This window comes from Paenibacillus montaniterrae, from assembly GCF_018403185.1.
Taxonomy (GTDB): domain Bacteria; phylum Bacillota; class Bacilli; order Paenibacillales; family Paenibacillaceae; genus Pristimantibacillus; species Pristimantibacillus montaniterrae.
This window is the reverse complement of record NZ_BOSE01000013.1, coordinates 1-14,668: the sequence shown is the minus strand read 5'-3', so window position 1 is coordinate 14,668 and position 14,668 is coordinate 1. Positions and strand designations below refer to the sequence as shown.

At 44.3% G+C, this 14,668-nt stretch carries 8 protein-coding genes, 14 tRNA genes and 1 rRNA gene; 1 reads left to right on the top strand and 22 read right to left on the bottom strand.

Annotation, left to right across the window (positions count from 1 at the left end):
• The first annotated feature begins 71 nt into the window (after window positions 1-71).
• Window positions 72-1,091 (top strand): ABC transporter substrate-binding protein, encoded by a 1,020-nt coding sequence (locus KJS52_RS23960; protein ID WP_213519823.1) that lies wholly within the window; start codon window positions 72-74, stop codon window positions 1,089-1,091.
• Between the two features lie 83 nt (window positions 1,092-1,174).
• Here KJS52_RS23960 and ppc read toward each other — a convergent pair whose 3' ends face one another.
• The 22 genes from ppc to KJS52_RS23850 form a co-directional block, all read right to left on the bottom strand.
• Window positions 1,175-3,979 carry a phosphoenolpyruvate carboxylase gene (gene ppc / locus KJS52_RS23955; RefSeq protein ID WP_213519822.1) on the bottom strand — a complete coding sequence of 935 codons (2,805 nt, stop codon included), beginning with the start codon at window positions 3,977-3,979 and terminating at the stop codon, window positions 1,175-1,177.
• Window positions 3,980-4,575: 596 nt separating this feature from the next.
• Window positions 4,576-4,649 (bottom strand) — tRNA-Gly (locus tag KJS52_RS23950).
• A gap of 8 nt (window positions 4,650-4,657) precedes the next feature.
• A tRNA-Pro gene (locus KJS52_RS23945) sits at window positions 4,658-4,734 on the bottom strand.
• Window positions 4,735-4,751: 17 nt separating this feature from the next.
• A tRNA-Arg gene (locus tag KJS52_RS23940) sits at window positions 4,752-4,828 on the bottom strand.
• Window positions 4,829-4,834: 6 nt separating this feature from the next.
• Window positions 4,835-4,909: transfer RNA gene (locus tag KJS52_RS23935), tRNA-Gly, on the bottom strand.
• A 120-nt stretch (window positions 4,910-5,029) separates the two neighbouring features.
• Window positions 5,030-5,593 carry an FAD-dependent oxidoreductase gene (locus KJS52_RS23930; protein WP_213519821.1) on the bottom strand — a complete coding sequence of 188 codons (564 nt, stop codon included), beginning with the start codon at window positions 5,591-5,593 and terminating at the stop codon, window positions 5,030-5,032.
• Between the two features lie 110 nt (window positions 5,594-5,703).
• Window positions 5,704-5,786 (bottom strand) — tRNA-Leu (locus KJS52_RS23925).
• 39 nt (window positions 5,787-5,825) lie between these two features.
• Window positions 5,826-5,908, bottom strand: a tRNA-Leu gene (locus KJS52_RS23920).
• A gap of 40 nt (window positions 5,909-5,948) precedes the next feature.
• Window positions 5,949-6,031 (bottom strand) — tRNA-Leu (locus KJS52_RS23915).
• Window positions 6,032-6,244: 213 nt separating this feature from the next.
• The gene (locus KJS52_RS23910) at window positions 6,245-7,135 is read right to left on the bottom strand and encodes a carbohydrate ABC transporter permease (protein ID WP_213519820.1); all 891 of its coding nucleotides are present in this window, start codon (window positions 7,133-7,135) and stop codon (window positions 6,245-6,247) included.
• Between the two features lie 11 nt (window positions 7,136-7,146).
• The gene (locus tag KJS52_RS23905; RefSeq protein ID WP_213519819.1) at window positions 7,147-8,037 is read right to left on the bottom strand and encodes an ABC transporter permease; all 891 of its coding nucleotides are present in this window, start codon (window positions 8,035-8,037) and stop codon (window positions 7,147-7,149) included.
• Between the two features lie 76 nt (window positions 8,038-8,113).
• Window positions 8,114-9,763 (bottom strand): extracellular solute-binding protein, encoded by a 1,650-nt coding sequence (locus KJS52_RS23900; RefSeq protein ID WP_213519818.1) that lies wholly within the window; start codon window positions 9,761-9,763, stop codon window positions 8,114-8,116.
• A gap of 239 nt (window positions 9,764-10,002) precedes the next feature.
• Window positions 10,003-11,784 (bottom strand): cache domain-containing sensor histidine kinase, encoded by a 1,782-nt coding sequence (locus tag KJS52_RS23895; protein ID WP_213519817.1) that lies wholly within the window; start codon window positions 11,782-11,784, stop codon window positions 10,003-10,005.
• Window positions 11,785-11,816: 32 nt separating this feature from the next.
• On the bottom strand, window positions 11,817-13,400 hold the full coding sequence (locus KJS52_RS23890) for a helix-turn-helix domain-containing protein (RefSeq protein WP_213519816.1): 1,584 nt from the start codon (window positions 13,398-13,400) through the stop codon (window positions 11,817-11,819).
• Between the two features lie 300 nt (window positions 13,401-13,700).
• Window positions 13,701-13,783, bottom strand: a tRNA-Leu gene (locus tag KJS52_RS23885).
• Between the two features lie 15 nt (window positions 13,784-13,798).
• Window positions 13,799-13,874, bottom strand: a tRNA-Lys gene (locus tag KJS52_RS23880).
• A 14-nt stretch (window positions 13,875-13,888) separates the two neighbouring features.
• A tRNA-Gln gene (locus KJS52_RS23875) sits at window positions 13,889-13,963 on the bottom strand.
• Between the two features lie 10 nt (window positions 13,964-13,973).
• A tRNA-Val gene (locus tag KJS52_RS23870) sits at window positions 13,974-14,049 on the bottom strand.
• Between the two features lie 51 nt (window positions 14,050-14,100).
• A tRNA-Glu gene (locus KJS52_RS23865) sits at window positions 14,101-14,175 on the bottom strand.
• Between the two features lie 34 nt (window positions 14,176-14,209).
• A tRNA-Thr gene (locus KJS52_RS23860) sits at window positions 14,210-14,285 on the bottom strand.
• A gap of 2 nt (window positions 14,286-14,287) precedes the next feature.
• Window positions 14,288-14,363 (bottom strand) — tRNA-Asn (locus tag KJS52_RS23855).
• A gap of 187 nt (window positions 14,364-14,550) precedes the next feature.
• Window positions 14,551-14,668: ribosomal RNA gene (locus tag KJS52_RS23850) — 23S ribosomal RNA — on the bottom strand; the annotation flags it as partial.

Sequence of the window (14,668 nt, the reverse complement as noted above, 5' to 3'; positions counted from 1 at the left end):
TGGACGGAGTGTTGAGCCGATGCTAAAATGTGATTGCAAATAATAATCTTTCTCAATTAGGAGGTCTTTACATGAAGCCTGCAAAAATTGCTTCGTTATTATGCATCATATTCATCATGCTAGCTGCTTCGGCATGTGGTAATCAAAGCAATCAAACCACTGCGTCCCCTACGCCTGCAAGCAATCACCAAGAACAAGGGCAAGTCGAGCAGCAGACAGAGAACGAAGCTCAAGGCACTAGAAGCTTTACCGATGCCTACGGACGAACCGTCGAGCTGCCCGCGCGGCCTGAACGAGTCGTTGCCCATTATTTCGCTTCTGAAGTGACAGCATTGGAAGGAAATTTGATCGGCACCAATCATATTAACGCTAAAATATCGCTCAGCGAACAGCAGCTCGCTTCCATTGCAGAAATTGGCGGTGATGGTGTCGGTGTCAATATGGAGGCGATACTGGCACTCTCTCCTGATCTTATTATTATACCAAACTTTTTAGATGAAGAAGCGGTTGCCAAGCTGGAGAAAATCACTACAACCGTAGTGCTTGACTATGGGGAGGAGCCGTTCCAGCGGCTGTTAAAAATCGGCCAGCTCTTGAACGTAGAGGATAAAGCAGAGCAATGGATTGCTCATTATGAAGCAAGGGCGGCAGAAAAACGCAGCCTGCTGCAGGACGAATTAAAAGAAGGTGAAACCGCATCGGCCTTCATCCTGCACAGCAATCAAAAGCTGTACGTTTACGGCTATTCACGGCTTGGACCTACATTATACGATGCATTAGGTCTCAAGCAGCCGCAATCGGTCACAGAGCTGTTCGCAGGCAATGAATCCGAGCTATGGAAGGAGATCTCATTAGAGGTGCTGCCGGACTATGCTGGAGACAGAGTGTTTTTTGTTGACTTGTCTAATGATGAAGCACAAACTGCGGACAGACAGGAGTTGCTGAACAGCTCGATCTGGACATCTTTGCCCGCCTTTCAAAACGGCCATGCCTATGTAGTCGATCAGCGCTGGGCGCAAAATGATCCGCTGACGCTGGACTGGCTGCTGGATCAAGCGACTGAATTGCTGCTCGGACAGTCAAACCAGTAAAGTGTATGCGATTAGTAATAACAAAAAATGCCTGCTCTGGAGGGATTCACCCCAACAGAGCAGGCTTTTTATATGTCAGATTATTAGCCTGTATTGCGAAGTCCTGCTGCAATTCCGTTAATCGTAAGCAATACTTCACGCAGCAGCACTTGATCATCGCCGCCTTCCTCACGAATCGAACGCAGCTCCTGCAGCAATTGCACCTGCAAGTAGCTTAGTGGATCAACGTAAGGGTTGCGCAAACGAATCGATTCTTGAATAACTGGCACATTATCCAAAATTTCATTTTGATTCGTTATTTTAAGAATAAGCTCAGAAGTCAGCTTGTATTCTGCTTCAACCTGCGAGAAGATGCGCTCCCGAATGGTATCATCCTTAATCATCGATGCATATTGCGAAGCAATCTTCATATCTGCCTTAGCCAGCGCCATTTGCAAATTATCGATTAGACTGCGGAAGAACGGGAACTTCTCATACATCGTTTGCAGCGTTGCCAGCTTTTGCTGATCGTCGCCAACATACTGCTGAATTGCTGTACCCGCTGCATACCATGCTGGCAGCAAGTAGCGGCTTTGTGTCCATGAGAACACCCATGGGATCGCACGCAAGTCCTCAAAGCGATCACTGTTTTTGCGCTTGGACGGGCGTGAGCCGATATTTAGCTCGCCTACCTCATTCAGCGGCGTTGATTCCTTAAAGAAGGTCAAGAAGTCTGGATCACGGAAAATAAGATCCTGATACTTTTTCTGCGCCGCCTCTGAAATCGCCGAAGCAATGTCTTCCCATTCCTTTTCCACTTGCGGTGCTTGCTCAGGATATCTGGCAAGACGAGCCGAAGTAATAAGCGCCCAGGTCGCTTGCTCAAGCGAGCGATACGCGATGCCTTCTAGCGAATAGCGTGAGGAAAGCACCTCGCCCTGCTCGGTAATTTTAATGCCTGCACCAACCGTATGAGGCGGCTGCGCAAGAATGCTGCGGTTAAGCGGCATGCCTCCGCGACCTAGCGAGCCTCCGCGGCCATGGAAGAACTTAAGCTTAACGTTATGCTCTTTGCCTGCCTCTGTAATGCTGTTAAGCGCAATTCGCAGCTCCCAGTTAGCAGTAACAGCGCCGCCATCCTTATTGCTGTCTGAGTAGCCAAGCATAATTTCATGCATATTGCCGCGTGCAGCAACTGCCTTGCGGTACACCGGAATCGCGAACAGCTGTCTCATAATATCTGGTGCAGCGTGCAAGTCGTCAATTGTTTCAAACAGCGGAACTGCTTGAATCGTACAGATGACTTCGCCGTTTTCGTCAATACGCAGAAGGCCGACTTCCTTGGCAAACACCATAACCTCAAGCATATCGCTGGCAGCTTCAGTCATACTAATTAAGTAGCTTGAAATACAGTTAACGCCGAACTCTTTTTGCGCCTTCGCTACAACCTCATAAACATTCAGACATTCACGAGTTGAATCTGAATATTCAATATGATGGGAAGTAAGCGGACGCTGATCCTCCAGCAGCTTCACTAGCACTGGAATCTTTTCCTCTTCAGACAATGCGCCGTAATTGTCAACGATGCCCAGCTTATGAAGCACCTCAGTCATCGTATTCTCATGCTCTTGGCTGTGCTGACGAATATCGAGTGTCATTAGATGGAAGCCAAACAGCTCAACCTGACGCATAAGCTTAGCCAAGTACGTATCGGCATAGTAATCTGCAAAGTGGCTGCGCAAGCTGCGGTCAATAATACGCAAATCCTCCATCAGCTCTGCCGGGCTGTTATAGCCGACTTGCTCTGAAGCAACGTTCGTCTCAAGCGTATTAGCAAGCTTTGCAAGCATATACCCAAGCTTGATGCGATAAGGCTCAGTTGAATTTCTCCAACGCTCTGCATTTTTTATTTGGACGGTTTTACGGTCTTGCTCAATCGAAGCAAGCAGCTCATCCGTAACAGTTACAAGGTTAGTGCTGAAGCTTAGCATCTTCATCATTTCGCGAAGCTGCTCTTTGTATTTGCGAACGACCAACTGACGGTGCAGCGTAAGTGCCTGCCACGTTACATCAGAGGTTACAGATGGATTGCCATCACGGTCGCCGCCAATCCAGGAGCCAAAGCGCAGGTAGCTAGGCACATGCCACTTTTTGTCCGGATAATATTTAGTCAAGCATCTTTCAAGCTCCTCATACACATTTGGCAGCGCGTCAAACAACGTTTCATCGAAGTAGAACAGCCCGTTCTTGACCTCGTCAATAACAGTCGGCTTACGATCACGCAGCTCATCTGTCTGCCATAAAATAAGGACCTCGTTCATCAGCTTTTCTTTCAGCTTTTCACGTTCACGATAGGTCAACGTTGGATTGTCCAGCTCCATGACATCTTCAGCAATGCGCTTGTGGATGTCCAGAACAGCACGACGAGTTGCCTCTGTTGGATGTGCAGTCATAACCAATTCGAGGGAAATGCCCGCTAGCATCTCTTCAATGTCCTCTTGTGCGATATTATGATCCTTTAGAACTTTGATCGCACTTTCAATTGAGCCATTTTGCACTTCTTCACCAGCAAGAAACTCGTAGTCACGCTTTCTTCTAATCCGATGATTTTGCTCAGCAATGTTAACCAATTGAAAATAAATGGCGAACGCACGAATGACCTGATGACGCTGCTCTGAGCTTAGCGATGAAATCGTAGCTTTAAGCTCGGCAAACAATTCAGGGTCAAATTGGGCACGAAGCGCTTTGCTTTGCTCTCTAATTTGCTCTACAAGCTCTAATAGCTCGCGACCACCTTGATGTACAAGCACTTCTCCGAGTATATTGCCCAGGTAACGGACATCTCGTCTAAGTAAATTATTAGAATTCGTCCGATTTGTCGCTGTTGATGTTACAGTTTGATCCGACATACCCTTCCTCCTACAGATCTGTACAGCAAACTCACAAACCATGCTTAATAATAGAAGCTATAAATCATATTCGCAAGATTACTCTCAGTTATTCGCATAAAATCACTTCACCCATTATACAACAAAATGCAACATCATAGAAGCCTTATAAACATAATTAATCTAAAATTTCGCTGATATTTACATCATTTTTAGATCGAAAACGCTTAAAAAGGAAACTTTCTGATATGTAAATAAGTACAAATAATTACATTCATATTGAATTGTGTTCAATTCACAACTAACCCTTCGCCAATCGGCAATATTGTTAGTATTCGCACATAACAAGCTTAGCTGTTGTATGGATTCACGCCATCTATATGCAACGAATACTGTAAATTCATTTGAACAATTTCATCGCGCGACGGCTGCATGCTGTTGAACGAATAAGGAAAAACGATGCGTCAAAGAGTGAAAATGGGAGAGGTATAAATATAAGCCACCCTGCATATCGCTCTAAAAATTGGCAGCGCAGGAAAGTGCAAATTCTTGCTTGCCCCATTTGTGCAGAAAATACAAAAAAAGACTTCGATCTGCCGAAGTCCGTCAATTCATTATGGAGCGGGCGATGGGAATCGAACCCACGCTATTAGCTTGGAAGGCTAAAGTTCTACCATTGAACTACGCCCGCATATAAAATGGTCGGGATGACACGATTTGAACATGCGACCCCCTGGTCCCAAACCAGGTGCTCTACCAAGCTGAGCTACATCCCGTTATAGCAGTAATTAAGTGGCGCGGCCTAAGAGATTCGAACTCCTGACCTTTTGATTCGTAGTCAAACGCTCTATCCAGCTGAGCTAAGGCCGCAAATAATGGAGCGGAAGACGGGAATCGAACCCGCGACCCTCGCCTTGGCAAGGCGATGCTCTACCGCTGAGCCACTTCCGCAAACTTAATTACATCAGTCCTGCGACACAATTTGTCGCGGCGACAAGTAATAATATAACACTATTAAAAACAAAATGCAAGTGGTTTTTAAATATTTTTTTAATTCCTTTATTTTCTTTTTTATTTTAGAATATCATGATCCACATAGCGCTCGCCATTAAGCTCACTAATGACATTGATCGCAACTTTAGCTCCGTCACCTGCTGTAATGATCGCATGCACGCTCACGCCTGTGCAGGTTCCTGCGGCCCACACTCCTGGAATATTCGTTTTCCCTTGCGCATCTACATCAAGCACGGTCTTGATGCGCGGCTCTGTGCCTGGCTTCGTCGGAATGCCAAGCTTCTCGGCCAAGTCAACATGAATGCCTGAAGCAATAATAACATGCTTGGCAACAATGCTTTCTCCTGCTTCTGTTGCTAGCTGCAAGCCGCCATCAACGGACTCGATATCGCTCACCGTATCCGTTTTATACTCTGCTCCAAACTTCTGAAATTGCTTAATGCCTGTCTCCACAAGCTCAGGGCCAGATACTTCCATCACACCATAGAGATTTTCAAACCATGCGCGCTTCGTCATTCCTTTGTCGCTATCAATGACAATCGTCTTTTTACCTGCCTTAGCCGTAAAAAGTGCAGCACTTGCTCCTGCTGGTCCTGCTCCGATTACTGCAACGTCATACATCCGTTTTCTCTCCCTTACTATATGATGTTCATCACCACTATTATAACTGAACATTACGCCCTATAGCAAAAAAAGCCACCAGTTCGACTGATGACTTGAATTTATGTAACTGGTGCGCGTGGAGGGACTTGAACCCCCACGGTCGCCCGCTAGATCCTAAGTCTAGTGCGTCTGCCAATTCCGCCACACGCGCATATTGCAATCATGATTAAGCTGTTCTCAAATTTGTAACTGGTGCGCGTGGAGGGACTTGAACCCCCACGGTCGCCCGCTAGATCCTAAGTCTAGTGCGTCTGCCAATTCCGCCACACGCGCACATTGCAAATCATGATTAGCTTGTCCTCAAATTTATAACTGGTGCGCGTGGAGGGACTTGAACCCCCACGGTCGCCCGCTAGATCCTAAGTCTAGTGCGTCTGCCAATTCCGCCACACGCGCACGCCAAAAAATTGAGTACCTTTATAGAATACATGATGCATTTTAAAAAGTCAAGCCTATTATTAAATCAAATCTGAGCCTATTCTTCTGCAGCGCTTGGAGCAAAGCTCTCCTCAACTTGCGTTTTTCGGAATGCTTTGCTCCTTCCCTGTTGCTTCTCCTAATATTCGCCTTCCTGCAATGCTTCAGTGCTTGCTGGACTATCCCGCTTCCCTAGCCCTTGACACTTCCGAGTACAAGCCCTGTTGTAAAATATTTTTGCAAGAACGGATAGATAAGCAAAATCGGAATTGCTCCTAAAAACATTTGAGCAGCTCGGCCGGTTCGCACATTCATCATTGCCAGCAATTGATTATAGTCATTGCTTGCCCGTTGCATAATTTGCTCAAAGCTTAGCAACAGCGTCTGAAGGTAGCTTTGCAAAGGATAATTCGCTGTATCATTCATATAAATAATACCGTCAAACCATGAATTCCAATGACCTACGATGCTGAACAAACCAACTGTAGCGAGTGCCGGCTTTAATAGCGGCAAAATAATCCGCAGCAAAATTTGCATCGGTCCGGCACCATCAATCGTGGCAGACTCTTCAATCTCTTCAGGCAAGCCGCGCAAAAAGTTCATTAAAATAATCATGCTGAATACGGGCAGAGCTCCTGGTAAAATTAACGACCAGATAGAGTCGATTAGCCCAGTCTTTACGACAATTAAGTAGGTTGGAATTAAACCGCCGTTAAATAGCATCGTAAACACGAAGAAACTCATATAGATGCCGCGTCCCATCACCTTATCTTTTGTTTTGGACAACGGATATGCGGTAAGCACGATTAGAACCAAATTCACCAGTGTGCCGAGTATAACACGCTGTACCGAGATCCACATGGAACGAAAAAACTCTCCGCCTTCCAGGGCAAATTCGTAAGCCTTCGTATTAAAGCCTACTGGGAAAAATGCAACCTCCCCCGCTGATACTGCCGCGCTGCTGCTAAAGGAGACAGCCAGCAAATTAACGAACGGCAGCACACATAACAGCGATGTAAGCAATAATATTAAGAAATTGAGAATGTTAAATAGCTTTCTCCCTAAGCTTTTGTCTTGGATCATAGCAATCCTCCTTAAAAGATACGATAGCCAGCGACACGATAAGCAAGCACATAAGACAAAATGACAAGTATGCAGGATACGATTGATTTGAAAAATCCAACGGCTGCCCCTACAGAATATTGTGCTTGTTGAATTCCTAGCCGGTACACATACGTATCGATAATATCTCCTGTCTCGTATACAACCGGTGAGTACAAATTGTAAATTTGATCAAAGCCGGCATTCAAAATATTGCCCAACGCCAAAACCGTCATTAAAATGATCGTTGGCGCAAGCAGCGGCAGTGTAATATAAATCGTCTGCTTCCAGCGCTTCGCACCATCAATTAAGGCGGCCTCATATAATCCGGGATCAATACTTGTCAGCGCTGCCAAATATACAACCGTTCCAAAACCGAAGCCCTTCCAAATATCGCTTATAATCATTGTCCACGGAAATAGTGATGGATTACCTAAAAACGAAATCGGCTCCATGCCAAGCAGCCCTAAAAATGAATTGACGATCCCTTCCGCGCTCAGAATATCTACCATTATTCCGGCCATAATGACCCACGAAAGAAAGTTCGGGATATATACGAGCGTTTGAAACGTTCGCTTCATAAGCGTTCTGCCTACTTCATTGAGCAGCAGCGCGAAAATAACAGGCACAACGACACCGCCAATTAATTTGAAGAAGGACATATATAGAGTGTTCCATATGGTTCGGATAAAGTTGGGCTGTCTAAATACATGCTCAAAGTTTTCCATGCCAACCCACGGCGAGCTGAAGCCAAGTCCAGGATTGTAATCTTGAAATGCAATTATCATTCCGTATAGCGGCAAATAACTATAAATAAACACTAGAACGATACTTGGAATGAGCATCAAATGAAACGCCTTTTGTTGCTTCAGTTTTTTTAACATGCTCTGTTCCTCCGTTTTTCCGTTTGTAAATTAAAGCAAAGGAAGCGAGCGACAACCCGCTTCCTGCTCGTTGGGCTTATTGTTGACCGTACATCGCATTAACCGCTGCCGTTGCTTCTTCTCCGCCAGCCAAATGCCAGTTCTGCACCAGCTCGTCGAAATAATCAATGTCCTCTGCGCCCATAATTATTTTCGTAAATCCTTCCGTTAAAATATCATCCAGTGTAGAGCCGTACTTAACAAGCTCCTTAGGCGGCGCGCCCCACATTGCCGTTTTAATATATTGCTCGTTGTCGAGAATCGTTTTTGCCTGCCCGTATGCCGGCTTTGGCGATCCTTGCTGCAAATAATCACCGACTGCAGCAGGAGTGCCATTTTTCATAAATTCAACGCTGTTATTATATTTCTGCCACATGCCGCTCGTTGTAAATTTGCTCGTGTCATTGGTCTGCAGCGCTTCGCTCACTCGTTCAAATTGCTCATAATCCGTCATTGGATTAATAATTTTGAAAGCACCTGTTACATGGGCGATATCTTTATCGAGCATTGCCGATAATGTTTCGGCGGATTCATTTTCAGCACCTTCATCCAAAATATAAGCATAGAAGTTGAGCAGCTTAATTGCGGCCTCCGGATGTTTAGCTTTTTTGTTTACGACCGTATAGGCTCCGTTGGCAAAAAAGACTGATTGGGTAGCGATGTCGCCATCTACTGTCGGAATTAAATATGGATAGAATACTGCATCTGTGCCTTGATTCGTTACCGTGTCTACGCCAGGATTGTAGCCCCACCATTGATAGTAAGGCTGCACGCCTGCCTTGCCGGATACGATACCGGCATTCATCGCACTGAAATCTTTAATCGGGAACTCCGGATCGATGATGCCCAGCTTGAACCATTCTGCCCATGCCGCCAAAGCATCCTTCATTTCTGGCTGCACAGAGCCGTATACCAGCTTGCCATCCTCGCCTGGCAGCCACACATCAGGGTGCGCTCCCCAGCCAATAGCGAGCAAATTCAAATAGTCCAAGGTCTGATCAACTGCAATGCCGTAGCCGCCGTATGCTTCTTTAAACTTAAGCGCAATGTTTTTAATATCATCCATCGTTTTCGGGTCTTCCAGCCCCAGCTCTTCCTTCCAATCGTTGCGAATCCAGATAAAGTCAGGCTGATCAATAAATCCCCAGTGCATTTGTGGAATGCCATAAAGCTTGCCATCTCTTTTGCCTGATTCATAGCTGGCCGTATCTGCTTCCATATATCCCTTTACTCGATCTGAAGCATACGTGTCGAAAATTTCTGTCAAATCCATAATCATATCCGCATCAATCAATTGCTGCAATTGGGTTGCATTTACATGAAAGACATCAGGCAGCTCATTTGACGAAATCGCCAGATTGAGCTTAGTGTCATATTCATCCGTAACCCAGTCGGTTACAACCTCAATATTTAATCTTTCTTTATACGCTCGGGTCCACACATTATTCGACATGTCGTCGCCGCTCGGGAACTGTGCTGAGGAGTACTCCGCCCGAACTGTATGAATCGTCACCGTTTCATCATAAGCTCCAAATGCATAGTCAATTTCACCATTCTCATTAACGGCCTGTGCTGGCTTGTCTCCATTGGCATTTGTTTTATTTTCTGTTCCAGTTGCGTTGCCTGAGCATGCTGTCAACAAAACCATCATCAATGTCACCAAAACTGCGATACCCTTTTTATTCATGTCAATCCCCCTATTTATCAATGGTTTGCTTGCCACGACTTCATTATAAGAAATACTGTTCCTTGAATAAATTAACGCAATTGACTAGTTAATTGTCCTTTTTTGATAAATGTTCACCCGGTATATAAATCCGCCAAATGAAAGTAAAAATAATGCCCTTCGCTGATAAAAAAGTACAATAAAAAAAGAGGCTATGCCTGTTCATCTATATAGCAGGTAATAGCACTCTCTTCTAATCATCAAACTATTTCACCTTTACTTCTTTCTCCACTTGGCAAATGAATTCGAAATGCAGTGCCCTTACCCTCGATACTTTCAAATTCAACGCCGTATCTGCTGCCATAATGCAGTTCGATTCTTCGTTTCACATTATACAAGCCTATGCTGCTGCCAGAATTGGACTCACCTGAAATTAGCTCCTCTATTAGCAAATACGTCTCTTCATCCATCCCAACTCCGTTGTCATGCACCTCTATAACAAATCCATCACTCTTATTCGCTTCCCATGCCACACGAATTGTCACGACACCATCCTCTTCGATTTCAGCAAGGCCATGAAAGATCGCATTTTCAACAAGCGGCTGCAAAATCAGCTTGGGCATTGACTGGTCAAGCAGCTCTTCATCGGCCATTACATCCATTCTAATCCGATTGTAGTAGCGGACCTGCTGAATCGTCATATAGTTTTTCAAATTATCAAGCTCTTCTCTAACAGACACCATCGCTCCCTCGGCACGAGCTGCATAACGCAGCATTGCGATTAATGCTTCTGTAATTTCTACAATAGCATCGGCGCGCTGCATCGAGGCAATCCATTTTACAGAGCCTAATGTATTATAAAGGAAATGGGGGTTAATTTGAGATTGCAGTGCTCGAATCTCCGCAGCCGCTTTTTCCTTTTCCTCCTGCTGAATTTGCGTGACCAATCTTTTCAATTCATGAGACATTCGGTTAAAGCGTGTGGAAAGTAATCCGATTTCGTCACGCGAGGCGATATCCTCGACTTGTTCGAATTGCCCCTTTTCTACTTGAAGGATATTACTCATCAGTTTTTTAATCGGTCTTGTCATCATATTGGATAAAAACGCAGAAATAATAACGAGAAACAACAGCATGAGAAGCGCCAATACATACACATTATTGCGCAAAATATCGCCTTCCGCCGACAGCTCGCTCATCGGCATATAAAGGTATGTGGTCCAGCGCTGCCGCTCAAACGAGCTTTCGACAATAATATTCGTGTTATGATCAGGGCGAATCGATGAAAATTTTAGCCCAATCAAGCTAGTATCGGAATTGTAAATAATATTGTCCACTTCATCAACAATCGTAAAGCGGGAACGCAAAGCCTGCTGAAGTCTGCTGTTTACGACATCAATTACACCTAGATCAATTCGGACAACCATAATCCCCAGCACCGTTCCGCTATCTACATCCAATATTTTTCTGGCGTGGGCAATGGCAAGCTTTTTGCTCATCGTTTGCTGATCGACATGCGTATCCAATGTCATCATTTTGCTGTTGGACACCTGGAAAAACTTAAACCACTCTTCCTCCTTGGCATTATAGCTATAATCATAAGGAAGATCAGAGCCGACAAATAGATCCTTGCCGCCGTTCAAATTGTAGACGTAGAATGAAATCTCTCGATCCTTCATCATCATATAATTCATCAGCATCGCGTACGCTGCATTTTTATTTTCTTCATTGTCATTGCGCAAATAGTTTTGCAATGGGTAATTGTCCTCTTTCTCCACCTTTACGCCGCTATTCATTCCAAAGCTGGCTACTAGCGAAATTTTTTCAATCTCCTTTAAATATTCATCAATCCTTACATTCGTTTGATTGGCAATGTCCATGAGCAGCTCCGTATATTTTTGCTCTAATAATCGCTGGGAAGAGAGATAGGAGTTAACTGTCATGACGAATATCGGCAAAATAACAACGATTAAACAAATGATTAAAATTTTCGTTTTAATGCTTATAAAAGAAAACCGCTTGCGCTTCACTATATTCTCCATCCACATTTCTCCCATTGTTATGGTAAATAGCGCTAGCCTCTGTACTCTTCTGGACTGACTCCGACTACTTTCTTAAAAATTTTGCTGAAATACGTGTAGTTATGATATCCGACTTTATCGGCAACCTCATATATTTTATACTGACTGTTCTCGAGAAATGATTTAGCGCGCTCTATTCGAACCCTGGTCAAATACGATACAAAATTCTCCCCTGTTTCCTGCTTGAAGAGCCGGCTAAGATAAGAAGGGTTTACGTTAATTTGATTGGCTACACTTTGAAGTGAAATACTTTCTGCATAATAACGGTTAATCATATCTACGGCTAATTCCGTATAGCTGCGCTGCTCCGACGTTTTGTATTCCGCAAGCAGACACTTTTGGGCATAATCCAACACGATATGATGGACAGTATCCCAGGTCTCTGCTGCAAACAGCGCTTCATAGGGCAGAGCCGCGCTTTGCTGATAGCTTGCCGGCAAATGCGTGCTGATATGTTCAGTAAGACGAATGTAAGCCTCACGAATCATCCTTTCATTAGCCTGCCTCTGCTGCAGCTCCAAGCGAAAGCTTTCAAAGCAAGCCGTTAGCAATTCTTTATTATTGCTGTCGAATGCATACGATAGCTGAATCTCATTCATGATGTTAGCTGCATTAGCTTCACTAGCCTTGTTCTCTGTAATGTCCTGATAAAACAAAATATGTCCACTGCCTGCAAAAAAGCTGTGGTGCATGGCCTTGTCCGCTTCATGATATGCATTTCTTATAGCACGAAAGCCATCTGCAAAGGTGCTGATTCCAATTGAAATTGATATATTCATGAAGTCTCTCATCGTTCGTTGTATATTGCTGCATAGCTTGCTTATATCTGCAGCCGTTGCTTCGTTGTTATCTGTGGGGATATTCATGATTAATAAATACTCTGAGGAGCTTTCGACAACGATCTCTTTACTCCATTTTCGTGGAATAATTTCTTCCAATATATTTACTACTGAAAAGCGCAGCAATCGTTCATCCTTTTCCACATATTTTTTTCTTACAGCAATGAACTGATCGATCCGTAATTTAATAATCGCCAACCGTTCTGAACGAACAGCGATCTGTAATTGCTTGCTTTTCGCAATCGCATCCTTCTCGTCTAATAAACCGCTTATTAAGTCTTTAAAGAAGCTTTCCTTCAAATGCGAAAGACTTTGCGATAAATCTGCTTGCAGCATTGGAGGATAGAGCGCTGTATGTTGTTCTTCACTTTTTGAACGAATCGTTGTAAGCAGCTCAATGAGTGTGTCAGGCGTAATTTCGCTTTTAATTAAATAATCAACTGCACCGAGCCGCAACGCTTCCTTTACGTACCCAAATTCATCAAAATTGCTTACGATTACATACTTGCAGGACGGTAATATATTTGAAGCTTCACGGATAAGCTGCAACCCATCCATTACAGGCATTTTTATATCTGTAATAATAACATCCGGCTGAACGTTTATTGCCGCTTCAAGAGCCTCTTTCCCATTTGCTGCTTCTGATGCAATTTGAAAGCCATAACACTCCCAATTGATCATGGAGCGAATTCCGATACGCATTAACAACTCATCGTCAACTATCATCAGTTTGAGCATAGCTATCCCTCATCATATTTTTATTCTTCATTTAATTTGTATTCGGCATGGATTAAAAAAGAATAAATAATAAATAAACAGAAAACGTTTACATAAATAAATATATTTATATACGTAATGAAAATTTTTCTCATATTTGTAAAAAAGGATAGTTAAATTATATAGCAGCATTTATAAATGTCAACACGAATGATGAACAAATATCTTAACGATAAGTAAAGTAAATAAAAAAAAGTCCTTAGCCATCGAAGGCTAAGGACTTGTAGGTTATATGTATCATTTCGTTGCTTGAAATAAAACTGGTGCGCGTGGAGGGACTTGAACCCCCACGGTCGCCCGCTAGATCCTAAGTCTAGTGCGTCTGCCAATTCCGCCACACGCGCATCTTAATAAAAAACTGGTGAGCCATGAAGGACTCGAACCTTCGACACCCTGATTAAAAGTCAGGTGCTCTACCAACTGAGCTAATGGCTCTCATAAGAGAAAAATGGCTGGGGATCAAGGATTCGAACCTTGGAATGACGGAGTCAAAGTCCGTTGCCTTACCGCTTGGCTAATCCCCATTAGTCTGCATGGTGGAGGATGACGGGATCGAACCGCCGACCCTCTGCTTGTAAGGCAGATGCTCTCCCAGCTGAGCTAATCCTCCATAAGGGATAGTTTCTCCGAAAAGGTTTTGGAATAATCATTAAAAGGATTTTGGTGACCCGTAGGGGATTCGAACCCCTGTTACCTCCGTGAAAGGGAGGTGTCTTAACCCCTTGACCAACGGGCCACATACAAATTTGCTTGTCCAACCATGTTGTAAATGGAGCTCTCAACCGGGATCGAACCGGTGACCTCATCCTTACCATGGATGCACTCTACCGACTGAGCTATGAGAGCAATGGCTCCCCGAACAGGACTCGAACCTGTGACAACTCGATTAACAGTCGAGTGCTCTACCGACTGAGCTATCAGGGAACGTCAACCAACATCCTTGATCTCATTCACAGATCAACGGTAAACTAGAAGGCTTGCACCCTCAAAACTGGATATGAAAGCTTGATTCATCGTGCGATCGATGTTTGTTTACCCAGTGGTTACTGGGGTCCCCGCAAAGTACTCGGAATATGCTTCCTAGACTTGACGTCACTTTGTGGGGTACATTTAGGATAAGCCCTCGACCGATTAGTACTGGTCAGCTCCATGCATTGCTGCACTTCCACCCCCAGCCTATCAACCTCGTCGTCTTCAAGGGGTCTTACTAGTTGGGAAATCTCATCTTG